This is a genomic window from Sphingomonas profundi (assembly GCF_009739515.1).
Taxonomy (GTDB): Bacteria; Pseudomonadota; Alphaproteobacteria; order Sphingomonadales; family Sphingomonadaceae; genus Alterirhizorhabdus; species Alterirhizorhabdus profundi.
The window spans coordinates 4409476-4433691 of the sequence record NZ_CP046535.1 but is presented as its reverse complement, the minus strand read 5'-3'; the positions used below and the strand labels follow the sequence as shown (position 1 = coordinate 4433691).

At 64.7% G+C, this 24216-nt stretch carries 21 protein-coding genes and 1 pseudogene; 12 read left to right on the top strand and 10 right to left on the bottom strand.

The annotated features are described in order from the left end of the window. Window positions 1–396 precede the first annotated feature (396 nt). From GNT64_RS20955 to GNT64_RS20930, 6 genes are all read left to right on the top strand, one after another. A complete protein-coding gene (locus GNT64_RS20955; protein ID WP_197277173.1) occupies window positions 397–1422 on the top strand; it encodes an AraC family transcriptional regulator in 1026 nt (341 codons plus the stop codon). A gap of 102 nt (window positions 1423–1524) precedes the next feature. Continuing rightward, the gene (locus GNT64_RS20950; protein ID WP_231639136.1) at window positions 1525–1986 is read left to right on the top strand and encodes a VOC family protein; all 462 of its coding nucleotides are present in this window, start codon (window positions 1525–1527) and stop codon (window positions 1984–1986) included. Next, window positions 1986–3380, top strand: coding sequence for an FAD-binding oxidoreductase (locus GNT64_RS20945; protein WP_156681248.1), 1395 nt, complete (start codon window positions 1986–1988; stop codon window positions 3378–3380). The genes GNT64_RS20950 and GNT64_RS20945 overlap by 1 nt, the downstream gene beginning before the upstream one ends. 35 nt (window positions 3381–3415) lie before the next feature. Beyond that, a complete protein-coding gene (locus GNT64_RS20940; protein WP_197277172.1) occupies window positions 3416–4261 on the top strand; it encodes an alpha/beta fold hydrolase in 846 nt (281 codons plus the stop codon). Window positions 4262–4321: 60 nt separating this feature from the next. Continuing rightward, the gene (locus GNT64_RS20935; RefSeq protein WP_156681247.1) at window positions 4322–4558 is read left to right on the top strand and encodes a hypothetical protein; all 237 of its coding nucleotides are present in this window, start codon (window positions 4322–4324) and stop codon (window positions 4556–4558) included. A gap of 6 nt (window positions 4559–4564) precedes the next feature. Further along, window positions 4565–5920 (top strand): spinster family MFS transporter, encoded by a 1356-nt coding sequence (locus tag GNT64_RS20930; RefSeq protein WP_156681246.1) that lies wholly within the window; start codon window positions 4565–4567, stop codon window positions 5918–5920. Between the two features lie 37 nt (window positions 5921–5957). On the opposite strand, the gene GNT64_RS20925 is transcribed toward GNT64_RS20930, so the two are convergent. Next, window positions 5958–6956 (bottom strand): zinc-dependent alcohol dehydrogenase family protein, encoded by a 999-nt coding sequence (locus GNT64_RS20925; protein ID WP_156681245.1) that lies wholly within the window; start codon window positions 6954–6956, stop codon window positions 5958–5960. Between the two features lie 35 nt (window positions 6957–6991). After that, a complete protein-coding gene (locus GNT64_RS20920) occupies window positions 6992–7927 on the bottom strand; it encodes an NAD(P)H-dependent flavin oxidoreductase (RefSeq protein ID WP_156681244.1) in 936 nt (311 codons plus the stop codon). 301 nt (window positions 7928–8228) lie between these two features. Here GNT64_RS20920 and GNT64_RS20915 point away from each other — a divergent pair, with 301 nt between their 5' ends. The 6 genes from GNT64_RS20915 (at window position 8229) to GNT64_RS20890 (ending at window position 14092) form a co-directional block, all read left to right on the top strand. Then, on the top strand, window positions 8229–9446 hold the full coding sequence (locus tag GNT64_RS20915; protein ID WP_197277171.1) for an Rv3169 family protein: 1218 nt from the start codon (window positions 8229–8231) through the stop codon (window positions 9444–9446). Between the two features lie 8 nt (window positions 9447–9454). Next, window positions 9455–10528, top strand: coding sequence for a phosphotransferase family protein (locus GNT64_RS20910; protein ID WP_156681243.1), 1074 nt, complete (start codon window positions 9455–9457; stop codon window positions 10526–10528). Continuing rightward, window positions 10525–11037, top strand: coding sequence for a hypothetical protein (locus tag GNT64_RS20905; RefSeq protein WP_156681242.1), 513 nt, complete (start codon window positions 10525–10527; stop codon window positions 11035–11037). The genes GNT64_RS20910 and GNT64_RS20905 overlap by 4 nt, the downstream gene beginning before the upstream one ends. Window positions 11038–11057: 20 nt before the next feature. Continuing rightward, entirely contained in the window at window positions 11058–11480 is a 423-nt protein-coding gene (locus tag GNT64_RS20900) for a nuclear transport factor 2 family protein (protein WP_156681241.1), read from the top strand. A 272-nt stretch (window positions 11481–11752) separates the two neighbouring features. Beyond that, on the top strand, window positions 11753–13186 hold the full coding sequence (locus tag GNT64_RS20895; RefSeq protein WP_156681240.1) for an aromatic ring-hydroxylating oxygenase subunit alpha: 1434 nt from the start codon (window positions 11753–11755) through the stop codon (window positions 13184–13186). A gap of 138 nt (window positions 13187–13324) precedes the next feature. Next, window positions 13325–14092 (top strand): SDR family NAD(P)-dependent oxidoreductase, encoded by a 768-nt coding sequence (locus tag GNT64_RS20890; protein ID WP_156681239.1) that lies wholly within the window; start codon window positions 13325–13327, stop codon window positions 14090–14092. A gap of 635 nt (window positions 14093–14727) precedes the next feature. On the opposite strand, the gene GNT64_RS20885 is transcribed toward GNT64_RS20890, so the two are convergent. The 8 genes and pseudogenes from GNT64_RS20885 to GNT64_RS20850 form a co-directional block, all read right to left on the bottom strand. After that, window positions 14728–16230 carry a class I adenylate-forming enzyme family protein gene (locus GNT64_RS20885; protein ID WP_156681238.1) on the bottom strand — a complete coding sequence of 501 codons (1503 nt, stop codon included), beginning with the start codon at window positions 16228–16230 and terminating at the stop codon, window positions 14728–14730. A gap of 153 nt (window positions 16231–16383) precedes the next feature. Further along, a pseudogene (locus GNT64_RS20880) lies at window positions 16384–17074 on the bottom strand (SDR family oxidoreductase). A gap of 105 nt (window positions 17075–17179) precedes the next feature. Beyond that, the gene (locus tag GNT64_RS20875) at window positions 17180–17701 is read right to left on the bottom strand and encodes a nuclear transport factor 2 family protein (protein WP_156681237.1); all 522 of its coding nucleotides are present in this window, start codon (window positions 17699–17701) and stop codon (window positions 17180–17182) included. A 3-nt stretch (window positions 17702–17704) separates the two neighbouring features. Then, on the bottom strand, window positions 17705–18532 hold the full coding sequence (locus GNT64_RS20870) for an SDR family NAD(P)-dependent oxidoreductase (protein WP_156681236.1): 828 nt from the start codon (window positions 18530–18532) through the stop codon (window positions 17705–17707). Beyond that, complete coding sequence (locus GNT64_RS20865; RefSeq protein ID WP_156681235.1) at window positions 18529–19221, bottom strand: hotdog family protein; 693 nt, start codon at window positions 19219–19221, stop codon at window positions 18529–18531. The genes GNT64_RS20870 and GNT64_RS20865 overlap by 4 nt, the downstream gene beginning before the upstream one ends. A 241-nt stretch (window positions 19222–19462) precedes the next feature. Further along, window positions 19463–20281 carry a glutathione S-transferase family protein gene (locus GNT64_RS20860; protein ID WP_156681234.1) on the bottom strand — a complete coding sequence of 273 codons (819 nt, stop codon included), beginning with the start codon at window positions 20279–20281 and terminating at the stop codon, window positions 19463–19465. Next, entirely contained in the window at window positions 20185–21315 is a 1131-nt protein-coding gene (locus GNT64_RS20855; protein WP_231639602.1) for a CaiB/BaiF CoA transferase family protein, read from the bottom strand. Before GNT64_RS20855 ends, GNT64_RS20860 begins: the two co-directional genes overlap by 97 nt. A gap of 106 nt (window positions 21316–21421) precedes the next feature. After that, window positions 21422–23920, bottom strand: a complete 2499-nt coding sequence (locus tag GNT64_RS20850) for a TonB-dependent receptor (protein WP_156681232.1) — start codon at window positions 23918–23920, stop codon at window positions 21422–21424. Window positions 23921–24216 lie beyond the last annotated feature (296 nt).

Sequence of the window (24216 nt, the reverse complement as noted above, 5' to 3'; positions counted from 1 at the left end):
TGCCCCGCACAGATGGTGCGGGGTTTGAGCGGGCGTCGCATCCCGCTCCCTCCACCGCTTGTATCGGGCCGGTTTTCTGCGGGTTAGCGGACCCGGTCAGACACTGGAGACCGCACGCTCTCTCCGCCACATCGGCGGCAACGCCCCTTCCGCTGCAACTGGCACTGCGCGGCCATATCAATGAGATTTGCTGTTGACGGGCTATTCCCTGTGGTGAATAGTCATTCTCGAAAACGCAGATTCTTATCGCTCCCTGCATAGTCTGGGCGTTTCGAGCCGATTTTTGCCCATGCTCGAACAAGAGGCGACGGATCTCCGGGGTTCGGTACGGTCTGATTATATCTCGATATGGCATGGCGCCGGGAGCAACCCGGCCCGATCACGCAGGAGAGACTGATGCAGCGGCTCTATTCCAGCACCGGAACGAACCCGGCGGATGCCCGCAGGAACTGGGCGGAAATGTCCCGGCGCGAATTCTATGATGGCGATCTCGACATGCCTACCGGCGAGGCTTCCGACATCGTGTTCGAGAAGGCGCTGCGCTATCCGATTTCGCTGACGCACCTCGTCACGCGTGCGGCCATGTCATATCGGCGCTCGTCCCAGCATATCCGCAGCAACAAGGTGGGCTTCCGCGTCATCTGGTTCGTCAAGCAGGGATCGCTGAAGATCGTTCGCGCGCAGGGCGCCTGCACGATCAACGCGGGCGAGGCCGGCATCCTCGATTCGAACGTGCCGTTTTCGGCGACCTTGCAGAATGACGGGCTGTCTCCCCACGAATCCTATCAGGCGATCGTGCCGCCCGACATGTTCCTCGGGCACCTGCAGGAAGCCGACAAGTTCACCGGCGCGTTCAGCCTGCAAACGCCCGAGGGCAGCATCATCCAGCGACTGCTTGAACTGCTTGTCGAGGATGGCGAACGGCTTAGCCGGCAGGCCGCCAAGCCCCTGGTCGAGAGCCTGCTTGAGGCGATCGCCGACAATCTGCGCGCGCGCAACCTCGATATGCCGAGGCGCCAGCGGCTGGTGGATCGCCGCCTGATGGATATCGAGAACTACATCCTGATGAACCTCACCGATCCCGATTTGTGCTATGACAAGGTGGCGTCAAGCTGCGGCATCTCGCCGCGCTACCTCTGCTATGTGCTGAAGGCCAACAACACGTCCTTCTCCGAACTGTTGTGGAAGAATCGCTTGCCTAAGGCACGGGACTGGCTGGTGGCGCCCAGCACCCGCGACTATCCGATCCACGAGATCGCCTATATGTCCGGCTTCAAGAGCGCGGCTCATTTCAGCCGCATGTTCAAGACGACCTATGGCTGCCCGCCGCGCGAATATCGCGCCGCCCATATGGAACCGTCCATGGAGGCGATCGAACTGGAGAGCGCGTGGGATCGGACGCACCAGCTGGAGGCGGCCTGATCCGGGGAGTGCAGGACCGGACAATCGCCGGTGCCGGCTTCGGCAACGCAGACGGCCCGTAACGCGCTACGGTCCCGCCGGTCCGACACTAGTGAGGTCGCCGTGGTGAGTGCCGCCAGTATCGATCCGATGTGGGCCTGGGGGGACGCGGCGGATCGGCCGCGCCTGCTGCACACGATGCTGCGCGTGCGCGACGTGGATGCGAGCCTGCGGTTCTACCGTGATGGTTTGGGGATGGCCCTGCTGGACCGCTACGACTTCGATAAGGGTCGTTTCTCGATCCTGTTCCTCTCCTTCGCCGGCTATCGTGACGGGCCGGCCGCCATAGAGCTGACGTGGAATTGGGACCGCTCCGAGGATTATTCGCACGGATCGGGCTATGGTCACATCGCCATCGGCGTGCCGGATGTCGCCGCCATGTACGATCGTCTGGCGGACCATGGCGGCACGCCGGGAAGCGCGCCGAAGGCGATGATGGAAGGCGCGCCACTGCTCGCCTTCGTCAAGGATCCGGATGGGTATGCGATCGAGCTGATCCAGACCCGGCGGGCGATCGCAGCCTGATGGCGGCACGCGCCCGCCCGCACGACGAGGCGCTGATCGAGGGTTTGAGAGCGATCGTGGGCGATCGGGGCCTGGTGACCGGCACCGACGTAAGGGCGCGCTCCTGCGATCCCTTCCGCCCGGTGCCGCCGCTGGGCCCGGCCATCGTCCGTCCCGCCTGCACCGAAGACGTGTCTCGCATCCTGTCCTTTTGTCAGGCGCGCGGGCAAGGCGTGGTGACGCACGGGGGGCGCACCGGCGTGGCAGGCGGCGCTTATGCCGATGCGGACGACATCGTGCTGTCGCTTGAGCGGATGAACCGGATCGAGGAGGTCGATCCGGTCGGGCCGTGCATGACGGTGGAGGCCGGGGTAACGATCGAGGCGGTGCAGAACGCGGCTGCCGAGCGTGATCTGCTGTATCCGGTGGATTTCGGCGCGAAGGGCAGCGCCACGGTAGGCGGCAGTATCGCCACCAACGCGGGAGGCAATCGCGTCGTGCGCTGGGGCATGACGCGCGCCAACGTGCTCGGCATCGAAGCCGTGCTGGCCGACGGCACGGTGGTGAGCGCCATGAACCGGCTGGTGAAGAACAATACGGGCTACGATCTGAAGCATCTCTTCATCGGGTCCGAAGGAACGACCGGCATCGTCACGCGCGCCGTACTGAGGTTGGTGGCGGCGCCGTGCAGCCAGCATGTCGCGTTCGTGGGGCTGGCGGGTTTCGCCGCCGTGCTCGACCTGCTCTCGCGGGCGCGCCGCCTGCCGGCGCTGTCCGCCTTCGAAGTGATGTGGCAGGATTATTACGTCCTCGTCGCCGGGCATGATGCGACCCGCATGCCGATCGACACGCGCTTCCCGTTCTGCGTGCTGGTCGAGACGATGGGCTATGATGCGGAGACGGACGCCGTCTTGTTCGACCGCTTCCTCGAAGGCGCCTATGCGGCGGGCGTGATCGGTGACGCCGTGATGGCCAATTCCGGCCAGCAGGCGGCGGACCTGTGGCGCGTGCGCGAGGGCTCCGAGATCATCGTGCGCGCGATGAGCCCGTTCGTCTCCTTTGACATCAGCGTCGATATCCGGCGAGCCGAAGCATTCGTCGCGGAGGCGCGGGCGGCGTTGGAAGAACGCTTCGCGCGCGTCCGCACGGTCACCTTCGGTCATCTGGGCGATAACAACCTGCACCTCGGCATCCACATCGGACCCGATACGGCCGCGCGGGAGATCGAGATCGAGCACTGCGTGTATGGGGTCGTCGGCGAGTTCGGCGGCGCGCTTACGGCGGAGCATGGTGTCGGTCGGTTGAAGCGTGCTTTCCTGCCCGGGCATGTCTCTCCGGGGGCATTGGACGTCATGCGACGTGTCCGCTCGGCGCTCGATCCGGATCATGCGCTCAACCGAAAGGTGCTGTTTTGAACCTGGCGACATCCACGAAGGCGTTTGAGCCGATCGTGACCGGAGACGAGACGAACCGGCTGGTCGGGGAACGCTGGCTGCCGGCGGGCACCTCGATAGGCGACGCGATCCTGCTGCACGGCGGCGGCCAGACGCGTCATGCCTGGCGCGACACCGCGCGCGTGCTCGCCGAACGCGGGTGGACGGCGATCGCCTACGATGCGCGAGGACATGGCGAGAGCGCGTGGAACCCCGACGGCGATTACGGCACGGACGGCCATGTGGCGGACCTGTTCCGCATGATCGAGGGCTGCGCGAGCCGCCCCGTGCTGATCGGTGCGAGCATGGGCGGCATGACCTCGATCACTGCATGCGGCGAGCATGCCGGCCGCTTTCGCGGTCTGGTTGCGGTGGATATCGCGCTGGCGGTCGACACCTCTGAATCCCGCCGCATCCAGGCTTTCATGAAGGCCCGGCCGGACGGCTTCGCCACGCTGGACGAGGCAGCCGACGCCGTGCAGGCCTATAATCCCGCGCGCTCTCGTCCGGCTTCGTCCGAGGGCCTGAAGCGCAACCTTATCGCGCGAGACGACGGCCGCTGGTACTGGCGCTGGGATCCCCGCCTGCTCGATCACACGCGCGATCTCGACACGTTTTCCCGGCAGCTGCGCGACGCCGCGGCCGGCATCGCGGTGCCGGCGTTGCTGGTGCGCGGACGGCGTTCCGAAATGGTCTCGGACGAGGCGCTCGCGGAGTTCAAGCGAATCGTGCCACAGCTTCGTCATGTGGACATAGCCGGGGCCAGCCACATGGTGGCGGGTGACGACAATGACAGTTTCTCGGCGGCGGTGATTGGCTTCCTCGACGATCTCGCCGCCGCTCCCTCAAGCGACGCCACCTGATCGCTTCTGCCGATGGAACCCGCAATGTCTCCAGACTATGTTGCGCAGATCGCCCGAGAGTTGAGCGAGAGCGAACGGGGGGCTCTGCTCGCGCTCCCGTTCCGCGATCGCGGCCATCTCCCCGACGAAATCTGGTGGGCGTTCCATGCGCTGCTCGACGCTGGTCTCTCCCAGACCGACGGCAATTTCTCGATGACCGCGTCGCCACTCGGCGCGGCGGTGCTCGCCTTGCTGCGCGAGCAACGCGGAACCATCGGCCGTGCCGGAGACGCCACACCAGACCAGCCGGCGGGATAGCGAACCTTGTCGCCCGCCCCGCCGATATACGCCACCGGCATCACCACGCGACAGGCCGGCCTCGCTCTGGCCGTGCTGCTGCTCACCTATATGATGAGCTACATCGACCGGACGGCGCTCGGCGTGTTGCAGGAGCCGATCAAGCACGAACTCGGCCTGTCGGACTGGCAGCTGGGTCTGCTCAGCGGGCCGGTGTTCGCGATCCTCTATTCCACCATGAGCCTGCCGGTCGCGCGGCTGGCCGAACATCATAGCCGCTCGCGCATCATCGCCGCGTGCCTGTTCTTCTGGTCGCTGATGACCCTGCTGTGCGGGCTGGCGCAGACCTATGCGCATCTGCTGATCGCGCGCGTGGGCGTGAGCATCGGCGAGGCCGGGGGCAATCCCGCCTCCCATTCGCTGATCGCCGACCTGTTTCCGCCGGAGCGGCGCGGGCGGGCGCTGGCGATCTATACGTTCGGCGTTCCGGTCGGCGCCTTTCTTGGCGCGGCGCTGGCCGGGTGGCTGGCGCATCTGTGGGGCTGGCGGGCGGCGTTCCTGGTGCTCGGTCCGCTGGGCTTCGTGCTGGTCGGCCTGGTGCTGCTGCTGATCCCACATGTGCCGCGCGGCCGCTTCGATCCGACGCCGCTCGATACGCGCCCGCCGGGCACGCTCACCGTTTTACGGCTGCTGGCGGGCAACGCGGCTTTCCGCCAGTTCGCCGCCGGTGCCTCGCTGGTGGTGCTGGTGGGCTATGGCGTGGCGGCGTTCCTGCCATCGTTCCTGATCCGCGCACACGGGCTGGAGATCGGGCAGGTGGGGCTGATCGCCGGTCTGGTGAACGGTGCCGCCGCCGGCATCGGCACCCTGTTCGGCGGCTTCGCGGCGGACCGCTACGGCCGGCGCGACGTGCGCACCTACGGGTGGATCCCCGCGGCAATGATGCTGGCCGCCACGCCCTGCTTCGTGCTGGGCTTCGCAACCGGTGGCCTCTTGCCGGCGACAATCCTGCTTATGGCCGGCACCGCCTGCATCTATACCTATATCGCCCCCACATTCGCGCAGGTGCACGCGATGGTGGATGCGCGAATGCGGGCCACGGCGGCGTCCGTGCTGTTCCTCATCATCAATCTCGTCGGCCTCGGCTTTGGTCCGCCGCTCATCGGGCTGGTCAGCGATCGGGTTTCCGCCGCCGCGTTCGACGGCGATCCGCGGCAAGGCTTCGCCGTCGCCTGCCACGAACCGGCGGCGGCGCTCGCGACCGCATGCCAGGCCGCATCGGCCACTGGCATTCGCGCCGGCATGGTGGCGATCAGCCTGATCCTGCTGTGGAGCGCGATCCACCTGTATCTCGCCGGGCGACGGCTGGCCCGTACGGGTTAGCGAGTGCGTCGACGGCGAGGCGGCACGACGCCGCCGATTACAGGGTGACGCAGATCTTGCCGAAATGCGCCTGCGCCGCCTGATGACGAAACGCGCCGGCAAGGTCCGCCAGCGGGAAGCGGCTGTCTATCACTGGCTTCAGGCCGGCGACCTCGATCGCCCGCACCATATCCCGCTGATGCTGCCGGCTGCCCACCGTAAGTCCGGTGATCCGCGCGTTCGCGCCGATCGCGTACATCGCGGCGAACTGGATCGGCTGCCGGCTGAGCGCCCCAACGAGGCTCAGACGCCCGCCGACGCGCAGGGCGGTAAGCGATTGCGCCAGATCGCCGCCGACAACCTCGACCACATGATCGACGCCGCCATCGCTGATCCTCCTGGCGGCGGCGCCCCACTTGGGGGTCTCGTTATAGTTCAGCACATGATCGGCGCCGATCGCCTTCAGCCGCTCGGCCTTCGCCTCGGACGAGGTGGTGGCGATCACCGTCGCCCCTGCGAGCTTGGCGAACTGGACGGCGAAGATCGATACCCCGCCGCTGCCCTGCACCAGCACCCGATCGCCCGGCCTGATGCCGCCCTCCACCACCAGCGCCCGCCAGGCGGTGAGCGCCGCGCATGGCAGCGTGGCCGCTTCCGCATCGCTCAGCCCGGCCGGGGCGGCCGTGAAGTCCCGCTCCGGCAGGGCGACATATTCGCTGGCGAAACCATCGACCTGATCGCCGCGCATTCGGCTCGCATGTGCGGCGCTCGGCCGCCCATCCGGCCAGTCGGGAAAGAAGGTCCCGATCACGCGATCGCCAACCCGGAAGGCGGTGACATCCGCGCCGACCTCGACCACTTCCCCTGCGCCGTCCGACATCGGCACGCGGCCGGGAGCGGCAGGCAATATCCCGGTGACGACGAGATAGTCGTGAAAGTTCAGCGACGTCGCCCGCACGCGAACGAGTACCTCGCCCGAGGCCGGACGAGGCGGATCCCGCTCGACGAAGGCGAGGGTCTCCAGCGTCGCCGGCGCGGCCAGTTCGTAACGCTTCACGTCGATCTCCTCCGATTGCCCGTCTCCGGCGAGGCTCAGGCGGCCAGCCGCCGCAGGGCGGCGTGATATTCGGTGGCGAGACGCTCGATCAGCGCGGCGGCGGGCACCACCTTATTCACGGCGCCGATGCCCTGCCCGCAGCCCCACACGTCGCGCCAGGCCTTGCGGCCGCCGCTCGCGTCGCCGAAGCTCATCTGCGATCCCGCCGTGTCCGGCAGATTATCCGGATCGAGGCCCGACTTCACGATGCTGGGTCTCAGATAATTGCCGTGCACGCCGGTGAACAACGGCGAATAGAGGATGTCGCGGGCGCTGCTTGCGACGATCATATCCTTGTAGGCCTGCTCGGCATTGGCCTCCTCGGTTGCGATGAAGGCGGAGCCGATATAGGCCAGATCTGCCCCCATGGCGCGCGCCGCGGCGATGGCGCCACCCGTGGCGATCGCCCCGGATAGGGCTAGCGGGCCATCGAACCACGCCCTGATCTCCTGCACCAGCGCGAACGGCGAGAGCGTGCCAGCGTGGCCGCCTGCCCCGGCAGCGACCGCGACGAGCCCGTCCGCCCCCTTTTCGATCGCCTTGCGGGCAAATCGGTCGTCGATCACGTCATGCAGGACGAGACCGCCATAGCCGTGGATCGCATCGTTCACATCGGCGCGCGCACCCAGGGAGGTGATGACGATCGGCACTTCGTAACGCACGCAGAGGGCCAGATCCTCCTCCAGCCGGGCGTTGGTGCGATGCACGATCAGGTTGACCGCGAACGGAGCGTCACCGTCCGTCAGCTCACGCCGGAGGCGGCGGAGCCATGCCTCGAACGTGCCGGGTGGACGGGCATTCAGCGACGGGAAGGCGCCGACGATACCGCCGCGACATTCCGCCAGCACGAGCTCCGGCTGCGAGACGATGAACATCGGCGAGGCGATGGCCGGTAGGCGGAGGCGGCCGTCGAGCCAGGCGGGCATTGTCATTCGGCCGTGTCTTTCGTCGATCTATCGTGCGGACGCCGGGTCTTTTCCGGCCGGCCGGCCGGTGGTTCAAGCGATAACGACCGGGCGAAGGGCGGTTGCGCCCCAGCATAAGCCGCGTGACGGTCACGGGCATGTCGCAGAGCCGCGGCGGAAGATAGCACTGCATTTGGCGGCCGCGCGCCGTGTTTCTGGAGCGACCAAGCGTGGTGGTAGCGGGGATGCGGGCGACCGATCAGCCGGCCGCTCCGCACCTTCCTCGTAAGACCGCGCCACTGGAGCAGACCGCCCGAAAGGAACGATCGTGGATATCCTGACGCCCTATGACGAGTTCCCCGTCCATCAGGCGCCGCAGCCGTTCAGCCACATCCCCTCAACCGATCTGAACTGGGATGAGGGCTATTATTTCGCGGTGATGAATCCGGACGAGCAGGTGATGTTCTGCACCGGGTTCCGCATCAACCCGAATACCGACATGATCGGCGGCTATGCGCTGATCAACGTGGCGGGCGTGCAGCGTACGTTCCGCTTCAGCCGCTGCTGGCGCCGAGAATTTGCGCTTTCGGTGGGGCCGTTCCGTGTCGAGATCATCGAGCCGCTCAAGGTGATCCGGCTGGTTCTCGATGAGAATGGCAGCGGCATCGCCTTCGATTTCCTGTGGAAAGGCACATCCCCCGCTTTCCTGGAAGAGCATCACACGGCTATCAGTCGCGGGCGCCGCACGACGGACCAGCGTCGCTACTCCCAGCCTGGCGCCGCCGAAGGCTGGCTGCAATGGCCCGGGCGTCGCTGGGACGTGGGCGCGGACGGCTGGGTCGCCGTGCGGGATCACAGCTGGGGCCTCTATGTCGAGCGGCCGCCGATCGCGCCGGACCCGCGCTGGCTGCCGCCGCGCCGGGAGGACGGCCCGGTGCGGGCGCTCCGCTTCTGGACGGTTTTCAGGACCGGCGACTATTCGGGCTTCTATCACTTGCACGAGGATGCCGATGGCGTGCAGCGCAAGTTCAACGATGTGTTCGGCACACCCTTCGCCGGCCGGATCTGCAAGGGATGGGACGCGGAGGCGGTGACGCTTGCCGCCGGTTCGCACGCGCTGGTGTTCGAGCCGGGCAAGAAGCTGCTGAAATCGGCCACGCTCAACCTCACGGACGAGCATGGCCGGGCATGGCGGCAGGTGTTCGAGACCGCCTCGCCCCCGTGGGTGACGCAGACGATGGGCTATACGCCGGGCAGCTGGAAGGATGGCGGGACATTTCACAGCTATCACGGCTCCGAAGCGCTCGCGACCGAGTGGGATCATTTCGATTTTAGCGCGCAGCCGTTCGATTTCACGCCCTATGGCTCAGCGGGCAAGAACCAGCCGGACAGCATGAGGCAGGGCGCGGACTATAGCGCGCCGATCTACGGCGTAGAGTATCTCTCGCGGATCACGACCTACGCGCCTGACGGATCGACGAGCGTCGGCGCCGGGCAGATCGAGCTGTTCATCAACGGCGCCTACCGACCTTACGGCTTCTCATAGGTCCGGCGATGGATTTCACCCCCGCCCATCTCGCACGCTATCTCACCCACAAGCTGGGCGAGGCCGTGCGGGTTCACGACGTGGAGCGCTTCTCGCGCGGCACATCGCGGCAGACGTGGTTCGTGCGGATCAGCCGGCCCACCTCGCCGGCAGAAGACGAAACGCTGGTGTTTCGCGCGGATCTGGCGGCGGGCAGCATCGAGCCCACCTCGCTGGCGCAGGAGCATTTCATGTACGAACGGCTTGGCCACACCGCCGTGCCGGTGGCCCCCGTGCTGTTCTGGGAAGAGGATCCGGCGTGGACCGCCACCCCCTTCTACGTCCGCCGCAAGGTGGAGGGCAGCTGGAACATCCCCGGCTTCCTCGATCCCGATCCGACGCACGACGCATTGCGCATCGCGATCTCGCAGGAGCATCTGCGCGCTCTCGCCATAGTCCACGAGGTGGACTGGCGCGGCCTGGGTTTCGGCGATCGCCTGCCCGTGCCGCGAGACGAAGCCGACTGCGCGCATCGCTACATCGACACGGTGATGGATCAGTTCGATCAGGTGCGCGGCAACGGCATGCCGGTGATGCTGGAGGTAGCCGAGTGGCTGCACGACACCGCCCCCGTCGCGCCATGCATCGCCCTGTGCAAGGGGACGAACGGCTTCGGCGAGGAGGTGTTTCGCGAAGGCCGGCTGGTGGCGATGAGCGACTGGGAGGAAGCATCGATCGGCGATCCCGCGGCCGATTTCGCCTTCATGCAGTATCTCGCCCCGGAACTGGAGCGCGACGGTCGGAAGATCTGGGGGATGGAGCAGGCGATCGCATATTATCGCTCGATCGGGGGCGCCACCGTTTCGATCGAGGCGGTGCGCTTCTACGGCGTGCTGCGCGCGATGCGGCTGATCGCGATGAGCGAGAAGGCCGGCGGATCGGTGCGCGACCAGCCCCGGCTGGCCGAGATCCGGCAGGCGTGGACCGCGACCGAAGTGGGCTATATCTGCCGGCGCGGCCTGATCGCCGCGATGGGCCTCTCCGATCCGCCGCCCGCCGCGGCGCTGGCCGAACTGCACGAGACGATCGAGGCGCCGCTATGACGATCGTGACCGTCACCGATCTGCTGCGCACGATCGACGCCACGCTGGCCGAGAAGGTGGCGCCGTCCGTCGGTGACGTCGGCGGCCGCAGCGCCCTCGCCACCGTGCGCCACCTGCTGAACTTCGTCCGTGTGCGCGTGGAGCGTGAGGGGCAGACGCTGGTCGACGACATCGCCGCGTTGCAACGCCTGCTGATCGACCTGCGCGGCTATCTCGCAGGCGTGGGAGATAGTGCGATGGCGGACGGGATCGCCGATACGCTCGGCATGTTGCCGCCGCCGGACTCTGCCCGCTACCGTGCGCTGGACGAGCTTGCCGCCGATGCCGCCGTCCTGCGCGAGACGCTGCATGTCGCGCTCGCCTTCCTTCAGCGGGTACGCGACACTCGGCGCGACGACCCCGCCTACCGCGCGGCGAGGGCGGCCATTCGCGCTTACACCGTTCGCCAGATCGAGCAGGAAGGCGAGATCGTTGCGCCCGCTTTCTTCGGCCGTGGCCCGCGACGTTGATCCACCGACAGGAGAACAGCATGACCGACCTGGACACCAACAAGGCGATCGCCGCCCGCTATCTCGATCTGATCGCGCAGGGCGATGCCGACGCGGTGGCGGCGCTGTTCACCGAGGATGGGGCGATCGTGCTGCAAAGCCATACGATGCTGCCGCCTGAAACGCGCGGGCGCGAAGCCATCCGCGGGATGATCGCCAGCCTGCCGCAGATCTTTCCGGAAACCGGGCTCAGGATCACCGTGGACGTAATGACCGCGGAGGAGGATCGCGTGGCCATCGTCGCCCATTCCGACGCGATCCATGTCTCCGGCAAACCGTACCGCAACCGCTACCACTTCCTGCTCTATATACGTGATGGCAAGATATTCGAATCGCACGAATATCTCGATAGCCTGCTGCTGACCGACATATTCTTCGACGGCGCGAGGCCGGACGCGGCATAGCGAGACCGACGTCGGGATGGCGAGGCATCCTCGCTTCCGTCCGCGGCGCGACAAAAGCGCAAACCTTCCCTGAGAGACATTTTGACGATCATCTACAGTCAAGCCTGCGCTTCCGCGCTCCCCCACCCGATGGTAGATATCAGTCACCAAATTCCCATGAAGCGTGCAAACCGGCCGCGAGCGTCGGAAGTTCTCGAAGATAAAGTGGAATACGCCACGGCCTATGGCGAAGGTCTGCGTCGATCCACCGTAATGGCTGAGGATCAGGAAAGATGAACGACATCCCCTTCGACATGACCAAATATGGCAACAAGAGCTACGTCCGTGCGTCGCACGGCACGCAGTTCAAGGACATGCCGGACTACGAACTGTATTTAAGGAACTCCGGCGAGGAGGTGCCGGATACGGTTGCCGACCGGGGGACGCACCAGCCCACCAACCGGCCGCTCGCCTATAAATATTATCTCGACGCGAAATACGTTCCGGACGAAGTGGAGAAGATCTGGAAGCGTTGCTGGCAGGTAGCCTGCCGCGCCGAGGATATTCCGAACCTCGGCGATCGCGTGGCCTACGATGTCGGCTCTCTCTCCTTCCTGATCGTCCGCGCGACCGAGACGACGTTCAAGGCCTTCTGGAACAGCTGTCGGCACCGCGCGCGTCGCCTGTGCGGCGACACGCCGGAATCAGGCGACATGATCCAGTGCCCGTTCCACGCATGGAGCTATGGCCTGGACGGCAAGCTGACCTGGGTTCCACGCGAGGAGGAGTTCCCCGGCCTGCAGATCGGCACCGTGGGCCTGCGCCCCGTGCAGTGCGACGTGTGGGGCGGCAACGTCTTCATCAATCCCGACATGGGCGCCGCGCCGCTGGCCGACTCCCTTGGTGTGATGCCGGGCCACTTCGACGATTGTCCGCAGGAAGACCGCTATACGGCGGTGCGCATCAAGAAGAAGGTGAAGATCAACTGGAAATCGGGCCTCGAGGCGTTCCTCGAAGGCTATCACGTCCTCACCACCCATCCGTCGGGCATGCCGATCTTCGGATCGACCTACACGCAGACCGACTGCTGGGACGACCCGAAGGCTGCCGTCAGCCGCCTGATCACCCCCGCGCTCGTGCCCGACGGCTGGGTGAAGGACGAGGTGACGCCGCGCCTCTCGCTCGAACTGTTCTGCAATACCTATGGCCTGCCGATGCCGCCCGAAGGTGTCGGCGCCAGCACGGCGGAGGGACGCAGCTACGCCGCCGAGAAGATCGCCGAGCGGTATCTGGCGCAGACCGGGATCGATTTCCGCGACCGGTCGAACTCCTATCTGGTGGACATGCACCAGTGGTTCGCCTTCCCGTCCTTCTTCCCCTGGTGGGGCGAAGGGCTGCCATGGTGGTATAATTTCACCCCGCTGGGCGACAGCCCGGACGAGTGCGTGATGGAGATCCGCTTCCTTCAAGCCGTGCCGCCGGGCGCGCCGCGCCCGCCATGCGCGGAGACGACATGGATCGGCTTCGACCAGCAGGGCCGCGACTTCCCCGAAACCGGGCAGGTCGGCTACATCATGGACGAGGACATGGAGAATATGGAGGAGGTCCATAAGGGCATGAAGGCGGCCGATCCGGCGATGGCGCGGCCCATGCTGGCCACCAAGCAGGAGATCCGCATCCGGCACTTCCACGAAGCCTATATCCGGGCGATGGGCATCAACGACTAACCGTTTGCCTGCCCGCGCCTTCCTGCCGGGCAGGCATCCGGCCGCACCGGACCGTGCTGGAACAGCGCGTCATCGCCCTCGTCCCCGAATAGCACGCCGCTTCGACCGCCTGACGTCCCGCTGCTAAGGTACAATCACATGACCCCCCCTACCCTGCTCGACAAGGTCTGCATCGTCACCGGGGGAGCCGGCAGCATCGGGCTGGCGATCGCCCGTCTCTATCTGGCGGAGGGCGCGAAGGTTCTGCTCGTCGACCTCAAGGACGAGGCCTTGGCGGGTGCGGCCGAACAGCTCGGATCAGGTGACGTCATCACGCAGGCCGCAGATGTCGGCGATGCCGCACAGACCCGCGCCTATGTCGATGCGGCGGTGGCGAAATGGGGCAGGATCGATGTACTTGTCTGTAATGCGGGCAATGCCGGACCGATCGGCGGCATCGAGGATTACCCCGAGGACGCCATGGACGCAGTGTACCGGGTGCATGTACGCGGCAGCTTCCTCGGCGCGAAACATGCGGTGCCGCATATGGGCAAGGGAAGCAGCATCATCCTGATGTCCAGCGTGGCCGGATTGGGCGGCAGCCCGGGCGTCTACGCCTATGCCACCGCCAAGCACGCGCAGGTGGGCCTGATGCGATCGATGGCGAAGGAGTTGGCGCCGCGCGACATACGCGTGAACAGCCTGCATCCAGGCCCGATCGACAACAGCTTCCAGACCGCGATCGAGGACGCGTTCAGCCCGCTGATCGGCGGTGGCGACGCGACCGCGCTGATGAACTCGATGATCCCAATGGGGCGGCACGGTCAGCCAGACGAGATCGCCAAGGCCGCACTGTTCCTCGCCTCGCCGATGAGCAGCTTTTCGACCGGCAGCATGCTGGTCGCGGACGGCGGCTTCACCGCGTGAATCTGCACTTCGGATCATCTGATCGCGCCGGCGGGCCTCTGCGGTAGGACGACGGTGGCGCATCCTTGTTCGACGAGGATGCGCTCGACGCCGCCTGCATTGGCGCGAGATAAGCGAGACGGTCTGGCCCGACAGCATGCGCGTGGCGAAACGCGCCGGGCCCGAGCTGCCGAGACATCGGCCCAACGTGCTCGCCCGCTCCCTCGGATTGCGCAATCCTCGGCGCGCCGCGCGACGGGTCGCCCGGGATGTGGCTCGCAGGATCGGGCGGGCGTAATCGCATCTGCCGGCACGACAGCCACGATGCTCGTCGTTGCCAGGATCAGCCGTTCGGCCGCTTCGCCCTGCGAGCGTTCCCGTCGCCGCGCCCAGGAGTCGCAGCGGAACGCGCCGCGATCGAGATCGTGACCGAGGACGAGCTTCGCGCGATTCTCATCAAAGCGACGGTCGCTGCTTAGGCTTGTAAAAAGACAGCTGGATCGCAGCGACCCGCTCCGCAAATGCCACCATGTCCCATCCGTGACCGGTCGATCCACCTCAGCCAAGCGTCGGCGAATGCGTCTAATCTGCTACGCCGTCTCCACCCGCCTGCACAAATGCCTAGCGTCAACGATTAGACATGTATCTTTGTAACTCTATGCCTTTGAGAACATCTCTTTGACCATACGACGTGAGGTTTTTCCACTGGAAGTTCGAGGTAGCGCATCGACCCTCGTCATATTACGTGGAACTTTATAAGATGCGAGTTCCTGACGGCAAGCAGCCAGTGCCGCAGCCTCGCTTACGTCACCGACATAGAAGGCGCTGACAACCTGCCCCCATCGGTCGTCGGGAAGTCCAACGACAGCCACATCAATGATGCCGGCGACGCCGAGGAGCACTGCCTCGACTTCAGCTGGATAGACGTTCAATCCACCGGAAAGAATCAGATCCACACGCCGATCGGCGATCGTCAGATCACCCTCTTCATCAAGGAAGCCAACATCGCCGGCGGTAACCCAGCCTTCGCGCTGCAACGCTTCCGGGATCGCCGGCGGCGGCACCTCGCCGACATAGGCGGTAACGGCCATCGGCCCTCGCACATAGACGTTCCCGATCGTTCCTGCGGGAACCCGGTCCCCCGCATCGTCGGCAACGAGGATTTCCTGACCGCCATAAGCTCGACCGCACGACGAAGGCTTTCGCAATTGATCGTGCGGAAGCAGCCAGGTGGTCGATCCTCCCTCCGAAGATCCGTAGAGTTCATAGAGGCCGAGGTGTGGAAAGCGGGCGAGCAGCTTCCGCTTTATCGTAGGCGCGAGAGAGGCGCCAAGAGAGACGACCTTCTGCAGCGTCGGCGCATCCCCTTCGTAGTCGAGCGCTGTGGCAAGCATCGTCGGCACGACCATCGAACTGGTAATGCCGTGTCTGCGGCAGTCGGCCCAGAAGGTTGCCTTATCGAAGGCTTCCTTGATGAACACGGTTCCACCGACGTTGAGCGTCGGCAGAGCATAATGAAGGCCGGCGTGGCTCAGCGGGCCGACCAACAGGTGTCGATCCTGTTCGTCAAGCCGCATGACGTCCTCGATCACCTTGGCATTCGCGGCATTGGCGCGTTGATTGACCAGCATCATCTTGGGCTTGCCGGTTGTTCCCGACGAAAAGCGGATGTGCGACGGCGCCCATTCGTCGGCATGGGGAGCTACGGGGTCGTCGCTTGCCGCAGCGATGAGGTCGTCAAAGTCTACGCCGCCCTCGCCTACAATCAGGCGCGGACGCGCCTGATCAAGCTGGTAGTCCGCCTCGACCGGCGTTAGATATTTACTGATCGACATGAAGACCGCGCCCAACCGCATCAGCGCGAGGAACCAAGGCACCTGCATCCAGTGGTTGCCGATCCTAGCGCATACAGCTTCCCCCGGCTGCACGCCAAGATTGCGCATCCCGCTCGCAAGGTCGCGAATGAGCTTGTCCAGCTCGGCAAAGCTGTAGCGATCATCGAACGGGCTCACCAGCGCGAGCTTGTCTGGCGCTCGCAACATGGCGATCTGGAACTGTCGATAGGGCACAAACAGGCGGTGGAAGTTGCTCCGCCCGTTGGGTGCGCCGCCATATTGAGCGTAGCTGCGGGCATCGGGATGGGCAGGAAACGACAACATTTGGCTCACTCCTAGCGCTCGGCTTACGGGTCGTCCGTGCGCGCTCTTTGTTTGGTCCGCCAGAAAGCGCCGTGTCGTCGTTCTAAGGCTGATTCCGTCGCTGCACTGTCCCTGCGATGCAATCTGACGTGCCGGGACGGACCTTCATCGGTGTCACCTAACCGGCGTGATCGTGTAGCCGTTATCGATCATCAGTTCAGCGCCCGTCATATACCGCGATCGATCGGAGGCGAGGTAGAGGCTGAGTTCGGCGATGTCACGCGGCGAGCCATAAGCCAGCCCCGGGAGGACATCGAAGCTGTTGTCACGCGCGTCGGCCAGTTCCGCGGTGGTCTGTTCGTCGACCAGACCGCCGTGGATCTTGCCGGGATGGATCGAATTGCATCTGATCCTGTACCGTTTGGCCTTGCAGTGGATCGCGATCGACTTGGTCATCGATCGCACGGCGCCCTTGGCGGCGACGTAGCCGATGATATTGCTGAAACCGAGATGCGATCCCATCGAGCAGATGTTGATGATCGAGCCGTTGCCGCCGCCAGCCGCCATCAGCGGGATCGAATGCTTGCTGCCGAGGAATACGCCTTCGACCATCACGTTCGTCGCCCGGCGGAAGCTGGCGAGGGAGCAGTCCTCGACTGATCCATATTCAACCAGACCTGCGTTGTTGACGAGTATGTCCAGCCGACCATGTTCGCTTCCAACCTGACCGGCGACCTCGCGCCAGCGATTTTCGTCGCCGACATCCTGGTGAATGAACCGTGCCTCTCGACCGATGCAGGCGGACGCGGCTTCCCCTTTCTCACGATCAATGTCAGTGACAATCACGCGCGCCCTCACGCGCCATTGCGCGCGCGATCGCCAGACCGATCCCCGACGCGCCGCCCGTAACCAGCGCAACCTTCCCCGTCAGTTCCGCCATATGCGTCTCCCGTACTTATACGCCTATGTTTTAACCGGCGTAACCGACAAGATCGTCGCCTTGCAGGAATGCCACCTCGCCGGCGGCCGCCGCCTCTGCCGGCGACCGCACCTGCACGCTCCTTGGGGTGGGAGTAATGCCGTAGAGCACCTGTGGATTGCCCGATGACGAGAGCACGCGATTGCGCCGGGCGGCGATGCGCCAGCCGGTAGCAGCCCGCACCCAGCGATCGTCATACCAGCCGCGCCCTTCCCATATGTCGCCGTCAGGAAGGCCGTGGCGTTCGATATACCAGGAACCATAGGTCAACGATCGCGCGGTATCGCCCGATATCGTCCACGTCGGATTCATCATCGCGTGCTGAGAGGCATCGAACACGGCCCACGCCGCCGCCGCTCCCACCTTGAAGGCGAGAAGCCCGTCGAACACCGCGCCGGAATAGTCCGCCGAGACATTCCCGGTGAATATCCGGTCGAACAGATCCCAACGCCGGAAGTCGACAGCGACCCCGTACAGGCCGAGAATGCGAATGAATTCGGATCCGTCGTCCATAGCTTAGTTTTCCCTGCTATCGAGAATGCCAAAGTCGCGCCACAGTACGAGATCAGCCATGAGCACCGCCCGGCTTTCGATCGCGGCATCCTGCGCGTCACGGCCGAGTTGCAGCCGAACGGGGATCGGCCTGATGGCGATAGCGCGATCGATCGCGGCGGCGGCCCGACGTGCGTCGCCGCCGTGGCCGTCCGCCGCCATCACCCGTTCACGCATCGGATCCATCACCGCGCTGTACGCCGGCAGGCGGGGCATGATGCGAAGCGAACGGCGGGTGAAGCCGGTCTTGAGTGCGCCTGGCTCGACGATCAGGACCCCGATGCCGAACGACGCGACTTCCCGCCCGAGCGCGTCAGAAAAGGCTTCGACCGCCGCTTTGGATGCCGCATACGCCGAAAAGCCGGCCCGGGGCCGCAGCACCGCAACGCTACTGACGTTCACGATTATCCCGCCGCCAGCCGCGCGCATGGACGGAAGCACCGCCCGCGTCACTTCGACCAGACCAAAGAAGTTGGTCTCCATGATCGCGCGATACTCGACCTGCGGCGTCTCCTCGAGCGTACCCATTACGCCGAAGCCGGCGTTGTTGACCAACACGTCGATGCGGCCAAAGCGGGCGATCGCGGCGGCGACCACCGCCTCCGCCGCACCCGCTTCGTTCACATCAAGCCGCAGCGCCAACAGGCGGCTTGGATCGCCCGGCGCAATCGCTTCGATTGACCGCGCGCAGGCGACGACCCGGTCGCCGCAGGCTAGCGCGTGCGCGACGATCGCCGCGCCGAGCCCTGAGGCGGCACCGGTGACGAGCCATGTTCTGGCACAGCCGGTCATGCCGGGTCTCCCAACAAGGTGATCGCACGGCCATACCCGCCAAGGCCGTTCTGGCGCCGGAGGCGTGATTCACCACTGGGAGAGGAATGTAGATGCAATCGGTCGCCGAGGAAGTTGGACGTGCCAAGCCGCAACGACAGCGCGCGACGGGACGAGCCGCGAGCGACGACGCCGACGACTTCCCGCGCGATCAGTCCGGCGGTGATCGAAATGTTGGTGATGATATCCGGCTGTCCTCGCGCATGCGCCGGCCGGTAGTCGTGATGTACCGACGCATAGTCGTAGCCGGCGAGCACGTAGGTGACGATCAGGGTCGGGGTGATCGCGATCGTCGCGTCGGGCGTGCGATTGGTGGCGCGGTCCGGTAGCGGCGATCGATCCGGCTGGAGGGCGAGCAAGTCGCGCGGCGCGGCGCGACAATACAGGACGCGAACGCCAACCGATGCGACCGGCCCGCCTATCGAGGCGGTGTAGTGGTTCACGCTGGTAACAAAGTGCCCATCACAAAATTCAGTCGCCTTGCGGGGGAGAACGTGCTTGATCCGTTCCTCCACCGAGATGCGATCGCCGAGCTGGAGAGAGCGATCAAACGTGAAGTCGAGGTTGGTGGCGATCATCGCGTCGTATACGTGGCGGTGGAAGATCGCGCGCCTGATGCCGCCGATGCGGCTTTTCGCCGGGCGCGTCATGTCGGAATACCGGCATCCAGCTTTGCAGCATACACGGCAGCGCGACCGCGCCGGCAAATTCCCGCCGCGCCTTAGCGGCAGCATCCTGATAGATCGGAAGGCCATCCTGGAAGCGTGGCACCCTCTGGCGACATCGGCGGCGTTGATGGACTGGGGCGCATGCGACCGATATACGCCGATGCCCTCCAGCCCGGCCCGCAGGTCTCGATCGCTCGCGTCCGTCACAACGCTGCCTTTCGTATCACTTGTCAGCCGCGGCTAACCTCGGCGGGCGTGGCGGATACAGCTGAACGCACATGTCAATCGTATCGCGCACGGCCGTCCGGAATGCGGGGCGGGCGGCGATGCGATCGGTATAGGCCTTCACCTTGGGATGATTTTTGAGCCAATTGTCGAAATCGGCCAGGAACAGCGGAAAGCTCAGCATGAAATCCGCGCCAGTCAGCTCATCGCCGACCGCGAAACCATCTTCGCGCAGATCGCGTTCGAGGATGTCGAGCGTCTTGATGAAGGCGCGCTTGCCCTCGCGCCCGACCGAGGGGATCGGATTGTCGCAACAGCCGGGCGGCGGGGCGCAATGATCCCAGAAAGCGCGCTGATGAATCGCTGGCAGCGATTCGGACCAGTACATCCACTGATCGATCAGCGCCTCGTCCCTCGATCCGGGGGGCGCCTGGAAACGGCCGGCGCCATAGCGCCGGAGAATATAGTTGATGATCGCGCCGGACTCGATCAGTATGAAGCCCTCGTCAGCGATGACCGGAAAGGATCCGAGTGGGTTGATCGCGCGGAATGTCTCGCCATGCCGCTCGCCCTCGTAATAGTTTATCTCCTTGCGTTCATAGGCGAGGCCGAGTTCCTCGAGCAGCCAGTAGATGCGAAAACTGCGCGTCGTGGCGGCGTGATAAAGTGTTATCATCTTGACATCTCCGAGCACTGGCGGGATTGCGGGGCATCGTCTGCTTATCGGTGCGATCCGTTCTGATCTCCGACGCTGACGATGCCAAATTCGCGCAGGATCTCGTCGGTATGTTCGCCGATCGAAGGAACGTGCCGCCATGTCCCGGTGCGCGTGCCGTCATACACCACCGGCGCCATCGGGCCTCGATAAGAACCCGCCACCGGATGATCGACGTCTTCGAGGATGCCGTTCCACGCCACCTGCGGATCATCCGCTACTTCGCCGATACTATATACCGGCGCGCACGGAATATCCGCCGCCGCCAGCAGCCGACACCATTCCGCTGTCGTCTTGTCCGTCATGCTCCCCTGTATCGCGCCGCTGAACGCCCGCAGATTGCCGATGCGCCCGCGCATGGTGGCGAAGCGCGGATCGGCGGCAAGGTCGGGCCGCTCGACCAACGCGAGGAAGGCCTGCCAGGCGCTCTGCATATGCGGCGCCAACACGATGTGGCCGTCGAGTGTCGGCGCGACGAAATCCGCTTCGGAGATATCGGCGCCTAGGCTGACGCCCTCGCCCCTGAAGCTGTGGTTCGCCATCGCATCCGGCCACATCCACCAGATCAGGCCATCGAGCATCGCCAGTTCGATCGTCGCGCCCTTGCCGGTGATGGCGCGACGATAGAGCGCCGCGCACAGCGCCTGCGCCAGCATCGGGCTCACCACCTTGTCCGCCACCAGTGTCTTGATGAGCTGCGGCCGTCCCTCGGCATTCTTCTGGAGATGGGCCATGCCCGTCATCCCTTGGATCATCGGATCGAACGCGCGGTCGGCCGAGCGCGGCCCGGAAGGCCCATAGCCCGAGATCGAGGCATAGATCAGCGCCGGGAATTCGCCCCGCAGGCGATCGGCACCGAAGCCAAGACGTTCCATCGTTCCCGGTCGCAGATTGTGGACCAGCACATCTGATTTCGCTATCAGCTGATAGGCGATTGCCTGCTGCGCCGGATCCTTTAGATCGAGCATGATCGAGCGCTTGTTGCGGTTGGCCATCATGAAGCCGATCGAGAAGCCGGCGCGCGAGGTGCCACCGACCCTGTATTCGTCCCCCTGCGGCGCTTCGATCTTGATGACGTCAGCGCCCAAATCACCTAACATCGCGGCAGCCATCGGCGCGGTGTGCCAGCTGGCCATCTCGATCACCCGAACACCCTTCAAGTAAGCCTCGCTCATGCGGTAACTCCGTTGGTGGCCGCGCGGCATTGATGGGCGGCGGTATCGCTCTGGATTGGTCGGATGTTCATGGCAGCTTGAAGCCCAGCCGCACCCACAGTTCACGGCCACGGCTGATCGAAGCGCTCGTGTCCGGCCGGGTCGAGGTGACGGCGCCGGCGGGCGATCCGCCGAATGGCACATCGGCCGATCGCTGGAAGTAATAAGTGTTGGTGAGGTTGCGCCCGATCAGCGCGATCTCGATGCCGCCGGCTGTCACGTAGCGGGCGGAGGTATCGAGCAGCCAGTAGCCCTTTTGCACGCCGCCGGGGGAGTTCCCGGTATCGGTGAAGATCCGGCTCGAATAGGTGCTGCCGACGGTGATGTTGATCGTGTCGCCGTTGGCAAGCCGCGTCTCATGATCTCCACCCAGCGTGAAGCCCCATTTCGGTGCGCGCACCAGACGGGCGCCGGACAGATCCTGTTGCGAGAAGCGGTTCACGTTGGCGTTGAAGCCGCGGTTGCAGCCGGCGGCGACGCTCTGACCGCCATAACAGGGGGCGTCGTTGTACTTCAGGTAGCGCGCGTCGTTGTAAGCGACACCGCCGTTGAGCGACAGGCCGCGCAGCGGCGTGCGCCAGGTCACGTCAAACTCGGCGCCCTTCGAGCGCGCGGTTGCGGCATTGCGGAGATCGTTAGCCAGATTGGTCGGGTCGATCCGGGCAGTCTGCAGGCCATTAATCTTATAGGTATAAAGCGCGAGATTGGTGCGCAGATCTCCGTCGAGCAGCAGGCCCTTAAAGCCGCCTTCGAAGCCCTCCACCGTCTCCTGATCATAGCTTCGATCGGGCAAGGTGGCGACATTGTTCCCGCCGCTCGCCGCGTTGAAACCGCCGGAGAGGAAGCCACGCTTCCAGCCACCGTAAAACGTGACTGTCGTGCTTGGGCGCCAGTTCAGGACCACCTCGGGCGAATAGTTGTCAAAGCTGCGGCGGGGCCGGATGGTGGGCACCTGCGCGCCTGCCACATACGCGCCACCCCCCTGCGAGGCGGGCAGCGTGCCGGCGAAGACGCGATAGTAAGAGGCCCTCTTGCGCTCGTGCGAGTAACGTACTCCGCCCGACAGCTCCAGCGTATCCGTGATCTTGTAGGTGCCGCTGACGAACGCGGAGGCAGACGTGCCCTTCTGCACGGCACGCGCCGGGACGAAGATATTCACCGGATTGACCGCATTGGCGGTCGCGATGTTGAGCTGCTCGACGCGCTGATCCTGACCGTAGGCGCCAACCATGAAGTTGAACGGCCCGTCAAAACTGCTGGTGAGACGGACTTCTTCCGACAGTTCCCGAATCTTCAGGTTGACCACCGAGCCGAGAAAGCCGCTGGCGGAAGCTGGGCCAAGAAGTGGGTTGAAAGGAAACGATGGGTCATGATTATAATAGTCGTCCAGCGATTTTAGGCCGAGATTGTAGTATCCGGTGGTTGATGTCAGGCGCAGATTTTGATTGATCGAATAGCCAAGCTCCAGGCTGGCGAGATACTGGTTCCATTTTGAGAACGGCACGCCATCGCGGAAGTACGGATCGGGCGGAATCGTCGCGCCGGTAACCGTATTGGTGCCGCCGGTGGTGAAGCGGGTACCAAGATTGGAGCGCACCGTCCGGTCATCGGGCTTGCATTCGTTCGGACCAGCCGGCCCTTCCTGGGGGAAGCCGCGCGGACATGACACGAGCTGCGAATTAGCGGCAAAGCCATCGTTCTTGAGATAACCGTAGCCAAATTTGATCCGTGCGCCGAACGGCTCCTCGTTCAGCAGCTTCAGCGTGACGCGCGTGTTGTACTCACGTGCCGAAGGCGATGTGCGGCTGGTTGGCGAATAGAGAAGATCGGCGGTCGCGATATTCTTGGTCCATCCGTTGATGTCGGCGGCGCTGGCGGCGACGCGCAGACCAAGATTGTCCGCGATCGGGCCGGAGACGAAGCCGTCGCCGCGAATTTCGTCGCCGACGAATTCATAGCCCACCCGCCCGCCGGCCTCGAACCGATCGGTAGGATCGGCGCTGCGGATGACGACGACGCCGCCCGGGCTGTTTTTGCCATAGTAAAGTGCCTGCGGTCCTTTCAATACTTCGATCTGTTGTAGATCGAACTCGGACATCTTGCGCGGACTGGATCGGGCGACGATCACGCCATCGATGTAAAAGCCGACCGCTTGATCACCGAAGGTGTTGCCATCGGCAGCGCCGATGCCCCGCAGAGCGATCGCGCCGCCCTGCTGGGCGCCCGCCGCTTCCGCTAGAATGAGGCCCGGGATCGTTCGGGCCACACCTTCCAGATTGGTGATGCCACGCGCGCTGAGCTGCTCTCCGGTGACGGCAGAGACGGTTACTGGCACAGTGAGCAAGGTTTCGGCGCGCCTGCGTGCGACAACGACGATCTCGCCCGATGCGGCAGCGATACCGTCGGCCGCATCGGCCGCTTCCTGCGCCCGGGCAGTGGCAGGCAAGGCAAACGCCGTCATAAGCATCGTTCCGTGTCGCAGAACCCGCCCGAAAACGCGCGTGCGCTTTCCGTCGACAATGCGCATAATAGTCCCCCCTCCGTTTTTATCGTTCGACAGACCGTATTATGTCTCTCTGCAGAATTTACTTAGTGACTCTCGCCAGCAATCATCGATCGAGACGCCATTCAGTCTCGCCGTCACCATCCACATTGATGGACTGCCGCTGGTCTATAGTTGAGAGAGACCTTAAAGCTTGAGTTTGATTAAACTGCGTACGACAACGTTGATACTACCGGTTGATTTGAGAGTAAATTGAGGATTGCGATAGAGATCGTCGCATTCTGGCTCGAAACGCATAGCTGCCTTGCGCAGCTTCTGTT